Source organism: Duganella sp. Root1480D1, from assembly GCF_001427305.1.
In the GTDB taxonomy this organism is placed as follows: domain Bacteria; phylum Pseudomonadota; class Gammaproteobacteria; order Burkholderiales; family Burkholderiaceae_D; genus Rugamonas.
In genome coordinates, this window is sequence record NZ_LMFZ01000049.1 from 17,889 (window position 1) to 34,979 (window position 17,091).

At 62.3% G+C, this 17,091-nt stretch carries 13 protein-coding genes; 6 read left to right on the plus strand and 7 right to left on the minus strand.

The features are described from left to right. The first annotated feature begins 26 nt into the window (after positions 1-26). The 5 genes from ASD58_RS28050 to ASD58_RS28070 all read left to right on the plus strand — a co-directional run bounded on the left by ASD58_RS28050 (position 27) and on the right by ASD58_RS28070 (position 6,028). On the plus strand, positions 27-1,670 hold the full coding sequence (locus ASD58_RS28050) for a DUF1800 family protein (protein ID WP_082565748.1): 1,644 nt from the start codon (positions 27-29) through the stop codon (positions 1,668-1,670). A 10-nt stretch (positions 1,671-1,680) separates the two neighbouring features. Further along, positions 1,681-3,063 (plus strand): DUF1501 domain-containing protein, encoded by a 1,383-nt coding sequence (locus ASD58_RS28055; RefSeq protein WP_057265435.1) that lies wholly within the window; start codon positions 1,681-1,683, stop codon positions 3,061-3,063. A 68-nt stretch (positions 3,064-3,131) separates the two neighbouring features. Then, positions 3,132-3,590 carry a MarR family winged helix-turn-helix transcriptional regulator gene (locus ASD58_RS28060; protein WP_057265437.1) on the plus strand — a complete coding sequence of 153 codons (459 nt, stop codon included), beginning with the start codon at positions 3,132-3,134 and terminating at the stop codon, positions 3,588-3,590. Between the two features lie 163 nt (positions 3,591-3,753). Continuing rightward, positions 3,754-4,209 (plus strand): Ohr family peroxiredoxin, encoded by a 456-nt coding sequence (locus tag ASD58_RS28065; protein WP_057265439.1) that lies wholly within the window; start codon positions 3,754-3,756, stop codon positions 4,207-4,209. Between the two features lie 82 nt (positions 4,210-4,291). Then, entirely contained in the window at positions 4,292-6,028 is a 1,737-nt protein-coding gene (locus tag ASD58_RS28070; RefSeq protein WP_057265441.1) for a von Willebrand factor type A domain-containing protein, read from the plus strand. 6 nt (positions 6,029-6,034) lie between these two features. Here the strand turns inward: ASD58_RS28070 and ASD58_RS28075 are convergent, their stop codons facing one another. The 7 genes from ASD58_RS28075 to ASD58_RS28105 form a co-directional block, all read right to left on the minus strand. Continuing rightward, the gene (locus ASD58_RS28075; protein ID WP_082565749.1) at positions 6,035-7,450 is read right to left on the minus strand and encodes a glycoside hydrolase family 19 protein; all 1,416 of its coding nucleotides are present in this window, start codon (positions 7,448-7,450) and stop codon (positions 6,035-6,037) included. A gap of 15 nt (positions 7,451-7,465) precedes the next feature. Beyond that, positions 7,466-10,039, minus strand: coding sequence for a chitinase C-terminal domain-containing protein (locus ASD58_RS28080; protein ID WP_200951743.1), 2,574 nt, complete (start codon positions 10,037-10,039; stop codon positions 7,466-7,468). A 13-nt stretch (positions 10,040-10,052) separates the two neighbouring features. Further along, positions 10,053-11,069: a cupin-like domain-containing protein gene (locus tag ASD58_RS28085; protein WP_057265443.1), complete on the minus strand. Its 1,017-nt coding sequence runs from the start codon at positions 11,067-11,069 to the stop codon at positions 10,053-10,055. A gap of 61 nt (positions 11,070-11,130) precedes the next feature. Further along, positions 11,131-13,023: a glycosyl hydrolase family 18 protein gene (locus ASD58_RS28090; RefSeq protein ID WP_082565750.1), complete on the minus strand. Its 1,893-nt coding sequence runs from the start codon at positions 13,021-13,023 to the stop codon at positions 11,131-11,133. A gap of 228 nt (positions 13,024-13,251) precedes the next feature. Beyond that, on the minus strand, positions 13,252-13,959 hold the full coding sequence (locus tag ASD58_RS28095) for an ABC transporter substrate-binding protein (RefSeq protein WP_057265446.1): 708 nt from the start codon (positions 13,957-13,959) through the stop codon (positions 13,252-13,254). A gap of 40 nt (positions 13,960-13,999) precedes the next feature. Further along, positions 14,000-14,353, minus strand: coding sequence for a carboxymuconolactone decarboxylase family protein (locus ASD58_RS28100; protein ID WP_057265448.1), 354 nt, complete (start codon positions 14,351-14,353; stop codon positions 14,000-14,002). A 44-nt stretch (positions 14,354-14,397) separates the two neighbouring features. Further along, positions 14,398-14,925 carry a PadR family transcriptional regulator gene (locus tag ASD58_RS28105; RefSeq protein WP_057265450.1) on the minus strand — a complete coding sequence of 176 codons (528 nt, stop codon included), beginning with the start codon at positions 14,923-14,925 and terminating at the stop codon, positions 14,398-14,400. Positions 14,926-15,063: 138 nt separating this feature from the next. Between ASD58_RS28105 and ASD58_RS28110 the strand changes: the two genes are divergently transcribed. Further along, positions 15,064-17,085, plus strand: a complete 2,022-nt coding sequence (locus ASD58_RS28110; RefSeq protein ID WP_057265452.1) for an NADPH-dependent 2,4-dienoyl-CoA reductase — start codon at positions 15,064-15,066, stop codon at positions 17,083-17,085. Positions 17,086-17,091 lie beyond the last annotated feature (6 nt).

Here is a 17,091-nt window from a genome sequence, read left to right on the forward strand (position 1 = left end):
CTCAAGGAAATTTCCGAGGGGCAACAATGGACGACACAATCGAATCTAACGAGAGCTTGGCGAAGCTTCCCGCGACGCTGGCAGCGGCAACCCTGCTGACGGCCTGCGGCGGCGGCGGCGACAGTGCCAATGGCGGCGGCACCACTTCCGCCGCGCCGCCGACCGCAGTCGAATCGATTGCCGGCGCCCAGGCTGCACGCTTTCTCTCCCAGGCTTCGATGGGTGCGACGCATGAACAGATGACGCGGGTCCAGGCCCTCGGCTACAGCAAGTGGCTGGACGAGCAAATGGCGATGCCCGCTTCGCAGTCGCGCTGGGACTGGCTGATGGCGAAGGGTTTCAACGCCATCGAGAACAAGAACAACCAGGCCGGCATCGATTCCGCGCTGTGGGTCAAGCTGCTGACGTCTCCCGATACCCTGCGCCAGCGCGTGACGCTGGCCTTGTCCGAAATCGTGGTCGCTTCGCTGGATGGCTTCACCGGCGCCTGGCGCGCCTTCACCGGCGCCGCCTACATGGACATCCTGGAAGCCAACGCCTTCGGCAACTACCGTACCTTGCTGCAGCAGGTCACGCTGTCGCCGGCGATGGGCGAATACCTGACCTATCGCGGCAACGCCAAGGCGAACCCGAAAACCGGCTCCATGCCGGACGAGAACTATGCCCGCGAGATCCTGCAGCTGTTCACCATCGGCCTGCTGAAACTCAACCCGAACGGCACGGCCACCGAACAGGAGACCTATACCCAGGCCGACATTTCCGGCCTGGCGCGCGTGTTCACCGGCTGGGACAATGACCTCGCCGGCGGCACCAACGATACTCCGGATTACCGCAAGCGCCCGATGGTCCAGGTGGGAACCAAGTACGAGCCTGGCGAGAAAACCTTCCTCGGTACCACGATCGCCAGCGGCGTCGACGCTGCAACTGCCCTGAACAAGGCACTCGACGCGATCTTCGCCCACCCTAATGTGGCGCCCTTCGTCTCGAAGCAACTGATCCAGCGCCTGGTCACCAGCAATCCCGCGAAAGAATACGTGGGGCGCGTTGCGGCCGTCTTCGAAAATAACGGCAGCGGCGTCAAAGGCGACTTGAAAGCGGTGGTCAAGGCGATCCTGCTGGACCAGGAAGCCCGCTCCGCATCCAACCTGAGCTCCACCAGTTTCGGCAAGGTGCGCGAACCGATCCTGCGTTTCACCGCCTGGGCACGCGCTTATAACGCCACTTCGCCAAGCGATGCCTGGGCCATTGGCAATACCAGCGAGTCTTCGTCCCGCCTGGGTCAAAGCCCGCTGCGCTCGCCGAGCGTGTTCAACTTCTTCCGTCCCGGCTACGTGCCGCCGGCACTGGGCGTGGTCGCGCCGGAATTCCAGATCGTGAACGAAAGCAGCGTGGTCGGCTACGCCAACTACATGCAAAATGCCATCAGCAAGGGTATCGGCGACGTCAAGGCCGACTATTCGACCCTGCTGCCGTTGGCCGACAACGTACCGGCCCTGGTCGACGAGATCAACCTGGTGCTGGCCGCCGGCCAGTTGAGTACTGACACCGTCACGCTGATCCGCAACGCAGTCGCCAGCATGGCAACCGGCACCGACACCGCGCGCGCCAACCGCGTGTATGCGGCGCTCACGCTGGTAATGGCATCCCCTGAATTCATCGTGCAGAAATAAAGGCCACACCATGACTAATCAAGCTTCGCGCCGCGCCTTCCTCAAGCGCGCCTCGGCACTCGGCGTGGCAGGCGTGGCGTCGCCCTGGGCAATCAACCTTATGTCGATCGCCGAGGCGGCAGCCGCCACCGCAACCGACTACAAGGCGCTGGTCTGCGTCTTCCTGTACGGCGGCAACGACTATGCCAACACCGTGGTCCCCTACGACAGCACCAGCTACACGCTGTACCAGCAATTCCGCCCGACCATCGCTTTAGCGCGTGATGCACTGACGGCGACCGCTTTGGCGCCATCCGTTCCAGTGCTCGATTCCACTGGTGCTGCGCGCGATTTCGCACTGGCCCCTGCACTGGCGCCGCTGGTCCCGATCTTCAACGCCGGCGCGCTGGGCGTCATGTTGAATGTCGGTCCGCTGATTCAGCCGACCACGAAAGCGCAGTACCAGGCCAAGTCGGTGCCGCTGCCGCCCAAGCTGTTCTCGCACAACGACCAGCAATCGATCTGGCAATCGTCGGCACCCGAAGGTTCGCGATTCGGCTGGGGCGGTCTCTTGGGCGACCTGTTCGAATCGGGCAATGGCAATGCCACCTTTACCTGCGTTAACGTATCCGGCAACGCGGTCTACATGGCCGGCAAGACTGCAGTGCAGTACCAGGTCTCGGCGAACGGATCGATGCAGTTCAACGGCCTGAAGTCGCCGCTGTTCGGTTCCTCCACCGCGACTGAAGCCCTGCGTACCCTGATTACGCAGCAGCGCACGCACGTGCTGGAAAACGAATACAACCGGGTTTCGCGCCGTTCGGTGGACGCCAACGCGGCGCTCACTGCAGCCCTGGCCACGGCGCCGGCGCTGCAGACGGTATTCCCGGCATCGAACTCGCTGGGCGACCAGTTGAAGATGGTCGCGCGCATGATTTCCGCCAGCGGCAGCCTTGGCGCCAAGCGCCAGGTCTTCTTCGTTTCAATGGGCGGCTTCGATACTCACGACAACCTTGCCACCGTCCATCCGGGCCTGATGGCAAAGCTGGGCGACGCCATGGCCGCGTTCTACCAGGCGACGGTGGAACTGGGCGTGGCCGACAAGGTAACGACCTTCACCGCTTCCGATTTCGGCCGCACGCTGGTGGCTAATAACGACGGCTCCGACCATGGCTGGGGCAGCATGCACTTCATGATGGGCGGCGCGGTGAAAGGCAAGCGCTTCTACGGCACTGCGCCCGTGGTTGCCAATAATGGGGCCGACGACGTCGGCCAGGGCCGCCTGCTGCCAAGCACCTCGGTCGACCAGTACGCAGCGACCATGGGTAAATGGCTGGGCGCCAGCGACAGCGACTTGCTCGCGCTGCTGCCGAACCTGTCCAACTACACCACGCGCGATCTCGGCTTCCTGTAATGCCGCTGGTCCGATTGAATCGGATCACATGGTAAAGTAGTGACGTTAAACCAACGTCACTACTTACCATGAGCAAAGCAAAGCCGGTACCGGACCCGAAAGACCTGAAACTTGCGGACTTCCTGTGCTTCGCCATCTATTCTGCCAACCTCACCTTCGGCAAGGCCTACAAGCCCATCCTCGATGAGCTGGGCCTGACCTATACCCAGTACATCACCATCATCGCCTTGTACGAGGAATCGGGCCAGATGGTGAGCGAACTGGGTGAAAAGCTGTTCCTCGAGTCGAACACGCTGACGCCCATCCTGAAAAAGCTGGAAGCCATGGGTTACGTCACGCGCCAGCGCAGCGCCGCCGATGAACGCCAAGTACTGGTCAGCCTGACCGATGAAGGCCGGGCACTGCGCGAACGCGCCTTCAACGCCAACCTGCGCGATGCATGCGGCTTGACGGGCGACGAGTTCGCCGACACGCGCGATGTGGTGCTCAAGCTGCGCAACAACCTGGCCAAGTCACTGGCCAGGTAATTCTACTAAGCTTGCTTTTGACGCAATTGAATCTCCGTCAAAAATATCGCACACGATGTAATCGAATGCGCTTGACATCTGAAAATGCGTAGCTATACTCCCGTTCATCGAATGCGACTGCATCGTATGCGATTCAAATCAACCGACCTAACGGAGCTTCACAATGAGCAAGATCACCAAAGTCCTCGCCACCGGCAAAACCACCACCACCCCTGTCGATACCGCCATCTTTTCCGGCAATCCTGAAGGCCTCCTGGACATCCACCTGACCACCCCGGGCAATCCGGCTGGCCGCGTGATCGATATCCAGGCGACCCAGCCGCACCCGCTCGCCGAACAGCTGTTCGCCGGTGCATGGTCGGCTTGCTACTCGGGCGCGGTTGGCCTGGCAGCCAAGGAAAAGAAAGTCGTCCTGCCGGCCGCTACCCACATCGAAGTTGAGGTCGACCTGGGCCAGGGCAGCGGCGGCTATTTCCTGCAAGCGCGGCTGAACGTGTTCGCGCCGGGTGCCGACCACGCTGCCGTCACCGAGGTAGCGCATTTCGCCGACGCGATCTGCCCATACTCGAAAGCTGTACGCGGCAATATCGACGTTGTGATCAACGTCGTCACTGCATAAGGGATACAAGATGTAACCTTCGTTGCAACGGACGTGCCTCTGGAGCATCTTAGCAAGACAACAATTCCAGAGGACGTCCACCATGAAGAAGAACACAGGATTTGCCCCGGTCGTGGCAGTCGGCATGCTTGCACTGGCTGCCTGCAGCACCTTGCCGGAACGGCGCGAACCTCAACCGGTTGCCGAGGCGCCGATGCCAGCCCCGCCCGCCGCACCCGTCGCGTCCGCGGCGCCCGTGCCGATGGCCGACCAGCGTATTGCCGGCAGTGCCACCATGGGCCGGACGCGTGAACAGGCCGCGAAAACCGTACCGATGATGAATTACTCGGCCGGCATAATAGCGCCGATGCCGCAGATCGCACGCCTGCCGGAATCCGCAGACAAATTCCCCGACAAGGACGGCAATAAATCCGTCCTGGTGAGCGAGCAGCCAGTGTCGACCTTCAGCGTCGACGTGGACACCGCCTCCTACGCTTTCGTGCGCCGCCTGCTGTCCGATGGCCGCATGCCGCCGCAGCAAGCCGTGCGAGTGGAAGAAATGGTCAACTACTTCCCGTACAACTACGCCACCCCGGCCCAGGCCAGCCAGCCGTTCGCTGTGACCACCGAGGTAATGCCCAGTCCCTGGCAGCAGGGCAACCAGCTTGTCCATATCGCCCTGAAAGGCTACGACATCAAGACGGCTGCGCGCCCGCGCGCCAATGTAGTGCTGCTGGTGGACGTTTCCGGCTCGATGGGCCCGCGCGACCGCTTGCCGCTGCTGCAGCAAGGCTTCCGCCTGTTCGCCGAGCAGTTGCGCGACGACGATATGGTGTCCATCGTCACCTATGCCAACGGCACCTCGGTCGCACTCGAGCCGACCAGCGGCAAGGACAAACAGAAGATCATCGACGTGATCAACAACCTGCACGCTGCTGGCGGCACCGCCGGTGGCGATGGCCTGCAACGCGCCTATGCCCAGGCCGAACGCAACTTCGATCCGAAGGCGGTGAACCGCGTGATCCTGGCCACCGATGGCGATTTCAATATCGGCATCACCGATCCCAAACAGCTTGAGAAATTCATTGTCGACAAGCGCAAATCCGGCGTCTACCTGTCGGTCTTCGGTGTTGGCCTGGGCAACCTGAACGACGCCCTCATCCAGCGCCTGACGCAGTCCGGTAACGGCAACGCCGCCTACATCGACACCCTGCTGGAAGCCCGTAAGGCGCTGTCGCAGGAACTGGGTTCGACCATGTTCCCGATCGCGAATGACGTAAAGGTACAAGTGGAATTCAACCCGGCGCAAGTCGCAGCCTACCGCCTGGTCGGCTACGAAACCCGCATGCTGAACCGACAGGACTTCAAGGATGACAAGGTCGATGCTGGCGATATGGGGGCCGGCCACACCGTGACCGCTATCTACGAAATCACGCCGGCCGCCAACGCGGGCAAGCTGGTCGACCCGCTGCGTTACGAACAGCCGGGCAAGAAGAAGTCCGACGCATCGGGCAAGAACGATGAACTGTGTTTCGTGAAAGTGCGCTACAAGCTGCCGGGCCAGCCGGCCAGCAAGCAAGTCGACCACGTCGTGCGGGCCGGCAGCGCACGCAATTCCCTCGACGCGGTGCCGGATGACCAGCGCTTTGCCGTTGCCGTGGCAGCTTTCGGCCAGCGCCTGCGCGGTGAGCAGCAGGTGGCGGACTTCAGCTACGGCGATATTGCCAGGCTGGCGGAGGGCGCCCGTGGCGCCGACCGTGACGGTTATCGCGCCGAATTCGTCAGGATGGTACGAATGGCGGAGTCCCTCGGAACGGTCGGCGCTACTGCCCAGCGCTGATGCGGCCTAGTTGAGCGTGACGTTCCAGTTGCGCTCAACACACTTCACGTAATTGCCGGCGATCAGCGCGTTGTAAGGCGTCTGGTAGTTCACAAGCTGGCATTGGAAATCGCCGCCGCTGTTCCAGTTCTTCTCCCAATAGATGTTGTAGGCGGCAGAACTGGAAGGGCCGAAGCGCTGCATGGTGGCGCACGAAAGCTGCTCGCCCGCCACGTTCCACCCAAGATCCGCCGCGAACTGCTTGTAATAATCGATGCGGTTCTGTGCCGCCGGCTTCTCGCTGCCGGTGCCGCATTCCGCATTGATGATCATGATCGTGGTGGCGAAGTTGTTCCCCGCGCCGGCGGCGGTATCGCTGGCGTTGGGAACCCAGCTTCCGTCGATCACGTGCAGCATCGATGGCTTGGGCGGTTGCGGATAGACAAAGAAGAACGTCGCCGAAGCCAAATTCAGCCAGGTCGACGCCACCTGGTCCGGATTCTTCAGCAGCACAGACTGGTCGCCGTTGAACATCACCTGCGAGAATGGCCCGTAGTTGTAGTTATACGAGAGCTGCTTGGCGCCGCGCCCGAAATACTTCTTGTAGCTGCCATCGGCGTTCTTGCCGCAGGTCCAGACCGTGTTGAACACCGGGTCTGCACATTCGGTGTTGTAGCCGCAGCCCGGGCCATCTTCGCTACAACCCAACTCGCGCAGGTACTTCAAGCCTTGCCGCCATTGCGGCAACGGCAGGCTGGCATTGTGCTCGCCGGTTTCCTGGGCAAAGTGGGCGAACATGGTGGCCAGCGAATGGCGGCAGATGTTGTCCGCATTGCGGCCGTCGCTGTAGTCGCCGCATACGGCCGGGAACTTTGCCACCGCCTGCAGGAAGCGCCGGTATTCATAGCTCGCTTCGCGCAGGGAGAAGTAGTAGTCCCACTTCGCCGATGACAACAAACGCTCGACGCGCTTCACGTTGGCCGGATTGCTGGCCGCGCCGGGCGCCACGGCTTCCACCACCGCGTTGTCGAGCGTCCGGATCGACGCCTTGACGCTACGGAAGAAGTCATTGTCGGTCAGCGCCTGTTCGCGCGCTTCGGCTTGCGCTTTGGTCGGCACGCCGCCGGGCTGTGTTGGTGGGTCGCCTGGTCCGGTGGGAGGATCGGTCGCTTCCCCGATGTATTTCCACGGCCCCCAGGTATCGGCCTGGCTTGGGGCGTTCCCCTGCGTCCACCATTTCGCCTCGTACTGCTTACTCTGGTAGATGGCGCACATGCCGACGGTATATACCTGGCTCGCGCTCCATGCCGGGCAGGATGCCGTGGCGCTGGCCACTGCGGCCTGCGCCAGCGTGCGCGCAGCCGCCGTGCCCTCCGTGTTGCTGCCACCGCCCCCGCAGGCGGACAGCAGCAGTGCAATTGCCGCATAAGAGAGAGTTCTCATGTCAGGGTTCCCCGCTTATTTCAGCGCCACCGGCAGGTCCGGATACTCTTCGCTCAGCGCATAGCGCACACCGTTCACCGTGATCGTGTAGGCGGATGGCCCGCTGATCGGCAAGGTGTAGTTCAGCGTCAGCGAGACCGATGCACCCGGCGCCAGCGATTGCCAGGCTGGTATCGTGAACTTTGCGCGGTTGAAGTTGGCCTTGAAGCCGCCGATATTATTCGGCCCGCTGTAGCCGGCCTTGATCACGGTCAGGCCGTAGCCCGATTGGTCGCTCATATTGGCCGGTGCCGACACCGGATAGTCGAACTCCACCGCCGAGCCACCCGGAATCGTGGTGGCGGTATTGTTGGTCACCGTCATCACAGGATTGATCGGGTAGTTGCTGTCGCCCAGCTTCCAGCCGCCGAGCGATATGCTGACCTTCGCGCTGCTGGCTGGCATGGCCGTCTCGGCACGCGTTGCGCCATACGGGGCAGCGCTGCGGAACGCGGCGGCAATGTTGTTGGTCAGCGTGTAGCCCATGAAATACTCGCCCGCCCCGCCGTTGCGTGCTGCGTTCCATGCGTAGTCGCCGGCCAGTTCCCAGATCATGATGCCGCCAATGCCGTTGTTCACGACGTAGCTGGTCTTGGCTGCGATGGATTGCGCCGTTTCGGTGGAGATGAAGACCTGGCGCGTTGCGTTCCAAAGCCATGGCGCCGCCAGCGTCGCACTGTACTGCGGGCTGTAGGTGCCGGTGATGGTCTTTTCAGTCACGCCATACGCATCCAGGTACGACGGCACGATGGCGTTCTGCAGGTTGAGCGCATGCCATAGCGGGTTGCCTCCGCCCGGTACCGGCTTGCCGTTGCTGTCCAGGTCGTACCAGACGTTATCGATGCCGGTGGCACCTTTGCCGCAGGTCTTCACGCCGGCGCAAACGACTGGATCGCTGACGACCGGGCTGGTGCCCCACAGGCCATTATTGCCGCCACTGACTTCCTTCCAGCCGCGCGTGTAGTACGGCACGCCGATGTTGATGCGGCCTGCTTGCAGCGCACCACGATAGTAACGGTAGGCCCAGTCCACGTTCAGGTAGCCGATGCCGCCGTATTGGTAGGCGTTGCCGGCTCTCAGCTCGCCGTCATTGCCGTCGTCGAACAGGGGTGCGTTGGGGCCGACATACTGGTTCCAGCCGCCGTGCAAGTCGTAGCTCATCAAGCTGGCGTAATCCAGATACTTCAGGCCGGACAGGTTTTCTTCGCCACGCAGCACCCAGCCGGATGCGGAACCGGCAATCGTCAGCATGTAGTACTTGTTGTCCACCGCCGCTGCCGCGTCGAGCTTCTCGCGCACGGTTTTCAGCAGTACGTTATAGCTCTTCATCAGGCCTGCCAGGCGTGGCTTGGAGACCGGGAAGTCGAGCGGATTGCCTGCTTCGTTGTTGGTGGTGGGGTGCTCGTAGTCGATGTCCATCCCGTCGAAGAAGGTGTACTGGCGCAGGAAGGCGACCATCGAGTCGGCCAGGGTGTTGATGCCTGCCGTGTTGATGCTGCCGTCCGAGTTGGTCGTGGCGGTGTAGAAGCCGCCGCTACCCGCCCAGCCGCCGACCGACAGCATGATCTTCACGCCGGGGTATTTCTTCTTGTACTGCGCGAGCAGGTTGAAGTGGCCTTTGTATGGCAGGGATGGATCCATCGCTGCGGCCGGGATGTTGGGCCAGGTGATGCCGGTTTCGGGGTTGTTGGCGCCGCTGCCGATTTGCACCTTGTTGTCAGTGCCGACGCTGGCGAAGGCGTAGTTCACGTGGGTGATGTTCTGCCATGGAATGTCGTTGACCAGGTAGGAGGGCTGGCCATTGGCGCCGGTGCGCCAGCTCGTGAAGTAGCCGACGATGCGGCGGTTCAGGCCATTTGCCAGTTTTTCGCGGCCGTTGGCGTCGTATACGCTGCAGTATGGGATGTTTGGCACCGGCGAAGTCAGGCCGTCAGGGCGGCAGGCCACTGGGCTTGGCGTCGGCGTTGGCGTTGGAGTTGGAGTTGGCGTCGGGGTCGGAGTCGGAGTCGGAGTCGGAGTCGGGGTAGGTGTTGGAGTCGGAGTTGGCGTTGGAGTAGGCGTCGGCGTCGGCGTTGGTGTAGGCGTGGACGTCTGCAGCTCCCACGGGCCACTCGGATCGGTGCCGGGGACGTTATTCTGCGTCCACCACTTCGCCTTGTAGACAGACCCGTTATAGGTAGCGCACATGCCGGCGGTATAGACCGCGCTGGCGCTCCATGCCGGACAATCCGGCGTTGGTGTCGGAGTTGGCGTAGGAGTCGGCGTTGGCGTCGGCGTAGTCGACTGCACTTCCCAAGGCCCATACTGTTCGGCGCCAGGCACATTATTCTGTGTCCACCACTTGGCCTTGTACACAGTGCCGTTATAGGTCACGCACATGCCCGCAGTGTAAGTCGCGCTGGCGCTCCATGCCGGGCACGATTCAGAAGCCGTTGCGGTCGCAAGCGTGCGAGCCGCCGGTGAGGCTTGCCCGCTATCGGTCCCGCCGCCGCAGCCGGCGATGGCGCTGCCGACCAGCGCCAGCATCAGGTAATTCGGTCGAAAATTCATGCTGTCTCCGTTATTAGAAATCGTGGTTATTCGGATAACTGCTGTAGAAATCGTTATCCCAGCGGAAGTGCGTCGCCGAGATGGTTAAAGAGATGTCGAGCCCTTGGACGAAATGCCACCAGCCGACTGGCAGGAACAGGATTTCTCCTGGCGCCAGTTCGACGTCAATGACCGGCACGCCGGCCATTGAAGGGAAGCGCTGCAAATCGATGTCGCGCCCGTCGACGGGCGTGAAGCAATGGCGCTGGTTCTGCAAGCGCGGCGTTTCGCAAGGAGCAATCAGCCGCACACGTTTGCGCCCCAGCACCTGGATCATGAAGTTGTTGGTCAGGTCATGGTGGAACGGTGTGACAGTGCCAGCCGGCCCAAGCCAGAAGAAGCCTTTGCGCTCGCCATCCAGGTATTCCGGCAGCAGCGGCATGTCTTGCCACAACTCGTCCAATGCCTGCCGGTTGCGGCCGTCGTTATTGGCCGTCATGTAAAAATCGTTGGTGCTGGCGCTGCTGCGCACCAATGCCACGTACTCGCCGAACGGCATGCAGCGCTTGTGCGCGATGCTGTTTATTTCGTAATCGGCATCCGCATTGCGGCCGAACTGCACTTCCACTTCGCGCTCGCCGAATTGCGCGGCCAGCCAGTCCAGCGACCACTTGCCGCGCGCCTGCCAGTCGTCCAGCATGCCGGTGATGATTACAGGACGATTGCACAGGTAATGCTCGTGCAGGAAAACCTCGCCCGACAAGCGTTCGCGGCGCGGCACCTCCTGGTGCACCATGCGGTTCAGGCGTGCCTGGATTCCCAGCAGCCAATCGCGCTTGGCCAGCCGGTTATGCAGGCGCTGCACGCCGTGCAGGTAAGGGCTGTTCATCGCCGCCGTGATTTCGGCTTGCGCGAGCTGGGGAGGAATGCCCGATTGGCCGAGGATGCCTGCCAGGGTTGTAGGCGAATGGCCCAGCATCAGGTTTTCGGCAATCCAGCGCCGCCATTCGTCGCTGATGCCAATGGAATGCACCGTCGCACGACGTTTCATAAGCGTCTCCAAATGGGAAAAGCCGGCGGCGCGGAATACGCCGCCGGCAGGGGCTGGACGATTAACGTCCTTTCCAGACTTCGCTGGTCAGCGCACCGCTTGCATCGCCGTCCAGTTCCCACGAGAAGGCGCCGCGCAGGCCCTGGTCGCGGACGTACTGCATCTTGGTGCCAATCACGGTCGGATCGTCATAGCTCCACCACTCGCCGGTGCTGGTGTACAAATACAACTGCTTGGTTACCGGGTGGTACCAGCGCTGGCCGGTCTTGTTGCGCAGGACCTTGTAGTCGTCGATGCCACCCTCATACGTACCGGCTGCACCGCCAGTGGCGGCCTGGTACAGGCCATTGCCATTCGGACCTGCCGTGACGCCTTTCCAGCCGCGCCCGTAGAACGGAATCCCGAGCAGGATCTTGTTCTTCGGCATACCGGCGGCAGTCAGCGCAGCGATCGCGTCGTTGGCGTTGTACTTGACCAGGTTGCCGGTCGCAGGGTCGGCCGGGTCGCGGTACAGCGGCGAATGGAAGTTGGTGCTCGATTCCCACGCGCCGTGGAAGTCGTAGGTCATCACGTTCACCCAATCCATATACTGCGCGTACAGGTTCGGTTCCGTGTTGGCGATCTTGTCGACGCCGGCGCCGATCGCAGCGGTCAGTGCATAGTGCTTGTTGTCGGTGGCGCCTTGCGCGTCGAGCTGCGCACGGAATTCCGCCATCAGCAGCGTGAAGTTATGCTTGTCGTTGACCGCGTCGTAGGTGTTGTACGGCTGCCCGCCGCCGCCCGGATATTCCCAGTCGATGTCGATGCCGTCGAATACGCCCTTGGCTGCACCGGGGCCCCCGCGTCCGTCCTGTACCGGCAGGTCGCCGGCGATGAACATCTTCACGCAGGACCTGGCGAGTTGCTTGCGCAGCGCGTCGGTCTTGGCCGCGGCCGAGAAGAATTTCGACCACGACCAGCCGCCCAGCGAGATGAAGACTTTCAGGTTCGGATGCTGTTGCTTGAGCAGCTTCAGTTGCAGGAAGTTGCCGGACAATGGAGCATCCCACGGAACGGATTGGCCATTAACGGTGCGGCGGGGCTGGCGCTGGTAGTCGGCATAGGAGTCGCCGCCGGTACCGGCATCCGGCGATGTCGGGTTGTCGTTGCCGACTTCGGCCTTCGTCACCATGTCGCATTCGTAGCCGCCGTTCTTCTGGTACACATTGCCGAAGGCGTAGTTGATGAAGGTAAGCTGGTCGGCGACGCTGGTCTGCACGCCATTCACTGGAGTCTTCGTGGTGTGAATGTCCGCCACCTCGTAATCGCGGCCGTACACGCCCCACTGCGCGAAATAGGAACCGATCTCGCGGCCGCTTGGCGTCGGCGTCGGCGTGGGCGTAGGAGTCGGCGTTGGCGTTGGAGTAGGCGTAGGAGTTGGGGTCGGTGTGGGAGTCGGTGTCGGTGTTGGCGTTGGTGTCGGAGTAGGCGTTGGCGTTGGCGTGGTCGACTGCAGCTCCCACGGCCCGTTCGGATCGGTGCCCGGCACATTATTCTGAGTCCACCACTTCGCCTTGTACACGGAACCGTTATAGCTCGCGCACATGCCGGCGGTATAGATCGCGCTTGCGCTCCATGCGGGGCAATCGGGCGTCGGCGTCGGGGTAGGTGTTGGAGTCGGCGTTGGCGTTGGCGTGGTCGCCTGCAGCTCCCAGGGCCCATACTGTTCGGTGCCCGGCACATTGTTCTGCGTCCACCATTTGGCCTTGTACACCGAGCCGTTATAGGTCACGCACATGCCCGCGGTGTATACCGCGCTGCTGCTCCAGGCCGGACATGACTCCGACACAGCGGATGCCGCGAGCGTCTTGGCTTGCTGCGCAGCCTGGCCAGTGTCGCTGCCGCCACCGCAAGCAGCCAGCAGGCTGCTGGTCAAACCGGCGACCAGAAAACTTCTCGAAACCTTTCGTTCCATGCTCCCCCTCCTTCGGTTGTGGTTGTCGGGCTAGGATGGGATTGGGACAATTGGTAGTCAAGTGGTTTTAATTAGTGCTGCCAATATAAGACCAGTTGCAAAATGGCATGTGTCGTCAAAGGCCTGTGAAATTGCCTGTTTGAGAATGAAGAGGGACATGTCTCAAATGAGACATTTTGTTAAACGATGAATACCAGCATTCGGCTACCCGCCGAGTGGTATTGCCGGTCAGTTGCCCGGTATGGACTTCTGAATGCGCTCGATGGTCCGATCGGCCTGCATTTGCTTCAGTACGCGGGTCAGCTCCGGTACCAGCGCTTCATGCTTTTTATTCAGGTAGTGATAGACCGGGAAGGACGCCAGCGGCGGCTCCAGCACGGTAACGCCTTCCAGCTTCTGGCTGCGCACCACGGCCATGCCCGAGGCGCGATGGCCGAGCACCAGGTCCGTGCGTCCCATCATCAGCTTTTCGAAAGCCTGATGCATGGTCGGCACCTGTTCCACCTTCATGCCCCTGGTGTTTTCCTGGGCGATCTTATTCCCGCGCACAAAGCCCAGCGTGTAGGGGCGCAGGCTTTCCCAGCTGTTGACGATGAAGGAAGTGCCGCGCGAGAAAATTACCAGCTCGAAGGTGAGCAAGGGAACGGGAACGATGACGAGGTTGGGGTAATCGCGGTCCAGGCCAAGCTTGCGATACAGCTCGCCATCCATCTTGCCGTCATTGGCATACATCAGCGAGCGCTCGCCGGGCAGCTGGTGCACCACCAGCGTGCGGCCGATGCGCCGGTAAGCTTCGCGCAGAACCAGCTCGGAAACGGTGGCGGCAGGGTCGTCGCCCATCAGGGTAGAGACGTTCATCACCGGAAAAGCTTGCGCCGCTACCCAGGCCGGCAGCAGGCCAGACAGCGCGAAACCCAACACGGCGCGACGACGCATTTCATCTCCAGGCAATCCCTTAACTGGAGCATAACACTGCCTACACTTTTTGTAGTTCCGAAAACTCTTGGTAAGCGGCCACGGCATTTGCTGCGTACATGGCCACCGGGCCGCCGCCCATATAGATCGCTACGCCCAGCGCTTCGTGCACCTCCTGGACAGTGGCGCCCAGCCGGGCCAGCGCCTTGGTGTGGAAGCCAATGCACCCGTCGCAGCGGGCAGCAACGCCAACCGCCAGCGCGATCAGCTCCTTGGTTTTGGGATCAAGTGCACCGCCGGCCATGGCTGCCTTGCCCATGTCGCCGAAGCCTTTCATCACGTCGGGCTGGGTCTTGCGCAGTTGCGCCAGGTTGGCGGAGATGTCCTGGGTCAGGTCTTTGTATTCGGTATCCATGCCCGGATGGTAGACGCCTCCCCTCCCCGGGAAAATGATCCAGGTCAGCTTTCCAGGATGCGCAGCGCCTCGCGCGCCATATTGATTGCCAGCTCCTCCTGCGCGATGCCACCCTTCAGTAGTACGTATTGCAACTTCCGCTCGCGCGAATCGGATTCGCCGGCCACGTCGCGCTGCTCAAAGCTCTTGTACAGGGCCAGTTTGGCTTCATGCAGGGCCAGGTGGCGGCGCATTTCGTCCGCCAGACCCGCCGGGCCGATCGCCGCCTCAGCACGAATGCGCACCATCAGCGCGTCGCGCTGGGGGCGGGGATCTTCGCCCTCGGCGACCCAGCGCCGCAACTCCTCGGTGCCGGCTGGCAGCACGCGGTAGGCGCGTTTGCGGCCGCGGCCTGTCTCGGCGGGCAGGGACTCGATCCAGCCGGCTTGCTCCAGGCGTGCCAGTTCGCGGTAAATCTGCTGGTGGGTGGCGGCCCAGAAAAAGCCGATCGACTTATCGAAGCGCCGCGCCAGTTCCGAGCCGGAACCGGCTCGCTCGGACAGGGACGTCAACAGCGCGTGGGGCAAAGACATGGCAGGAAACAATGAAAAAGATGCCACCATCTTGCCTGAGCAGCGCGAGGCGGACAAGCCACACCGTCTCTGCAACTAGTTGCAGAGACGTGCGAACCGGGCTATATTTGTGCAACTAGTTGCATAATGAGGACGCCAATGAACCGCTACCCACACCTGCTCGCCCCGCTCGACCTGGGCTTCACCACCCTGAAAAACCGCGTGATCATGGGTTCCATGCACGTCGGCCTGGAAGAAGAAGTTGACGGCTTCGAACGCATGGCCGCCTTCTACGCCGAGCGCGCGCGCGGCGAAGTGGGCCTGATCGTCACCGGCGGCATTGCCCCCAACGAGGCGGGCCGTCCGTGGAAAGCCGGCGCCAAGCTGACCACCACCGAAGAAGTAGCGCAGCACCGCAAGGTCACCGCCGCCGTACACGCGGAAGGCGGCAAGATTGCGATGCAGATCCTGCACTTTGGCCGCTATGCCTACCATCCAAAACTGGTGGGCCCGAGCGCGATCAAGGCGCCGATCAACCAGTTCACCCCGCACGAGCTGGGCACTGAAGAAGTGGCGCAGACGATCGAAGACTATGCCCAGTGCGCGGTGCTGGCGCGCGAAGCCGGCTACGACGGTGTGGAAATCATGGGCTCCGAGGGCTACCTGATCAACGAATTCATCGCCGCCCGCACCAACCAGCGTACCGACGAATGGGGCGGCAGCTACGAAAACCGCATGCGCTTCCCGGTCGAAATCGTGCGCAAGGTGCGCGAGCGCGTAGGCAAGGATTTCATCATCATCTACCGCCTGTCCATGCTGGACCTGGTGGAAGGCGGCTCCTCGCTGGACGAAGTGGTGCAGCTTGCGCAGGCTGTTGAAGCGGCCGGCGCCACCATCCTCAACACCGGCATCGGCTGGCACGAGGCGCGCATCCCGACTATTGCCACCAAGGTGCCGCGTGCAGGTTTCGCCTGGGTCACCAGGAACCTGATGGGCAAGGTCGGCATTCCACTGGTCGCGACCAACCGCATCAACACGCCGGAAGTGGCCGAAGGCATCCTGGCCGACGGCGCGGCGAATATGGTGTCGATGGCGCGCCCGTTCCTGGCGGACGCCTTCTTCATGCAGAAAGCGCGCCAAGACCGTGGCGACGAAATCAACACCTGCATCGGTTGCAACCAGGCCTGCCTCGACCATACCTTCTCCGGCAAGATCACTTCCTGCCTGGTGAACCCGCGCGCCTGCCACGAAACCGAGCTGGTGATCGCCCCGGCCCAACAAGCCAAACGCATCGCCGTGGTCGGCGCTGGTCCTGCGGGCCTGAGCTTCGCCACCACCGCCGCTTCGCGCGGCCACGACGTCACCCTGTTCGACTCCGCCAGTGAGATCGGCGGCCAGTTCAACGTGGCCAGGAAAGTGCCGGGCAAGGAAGAATTCAACGAAACCCTGCGCTACTTCGGCCGCCAGATCGAGCTGACCGGCGTCAAGCTGCAACTGAACACCCGCGTCGACGCGGCCGGTCTGGCTGCAGGGGGCTTCGATGAGGTGGTGCTGGCAACCGGTGTCACCCCGCGCACCCCGGCCATCGACGGCATCGGTCATCCGAAGGCCCTGGGCTACCTGCAGGTGCTGCGCGACGGCGCCCCGGTCGGCAAGAACGTGGCCGTGATCGGCGCCGGGGGCATCGGCTTCGACGTCTCCGAATACCTGACCCACGAAGGCAAGAGCGCCAGCCTGGTGCCGGAAAAGTTCTACGCCGAGTGGGGCATCGACAATGGCTACAAGGATCGCGGCGGCCTGCGCGCCCCGGAGGTCGAAGCTTCGCCACGCAAAGTCCACCTGCTGCAGCGTAAAACCAGCAAGGTTGGCGATGGCCTGGGCAAGACGACCGGCTGGATCCACCGCACCGGGCTGAAGGCCAAGCGTGTGAACATGCAGTCGGGCGTCAGCTATGATCGCATCGACGACGCAGGCCTGCACGTGACTGTGGACGGCCAGCAGCACGTGCTGCCTGTGGATAATGTGATTGTTTGCGCCGGCCAGGAGCCGTTGCGCGAGCTGCAGCAAGGCCTGCTCGATGCGGGCTGCAAGGTACACTTGATCGGCGGCGCCGACGTGGCGGCCGAACTGGATGCGAAACGCGCTATCAACCAAGGCACCCGACTGGCTGCCGCCATTTAAGGAGTA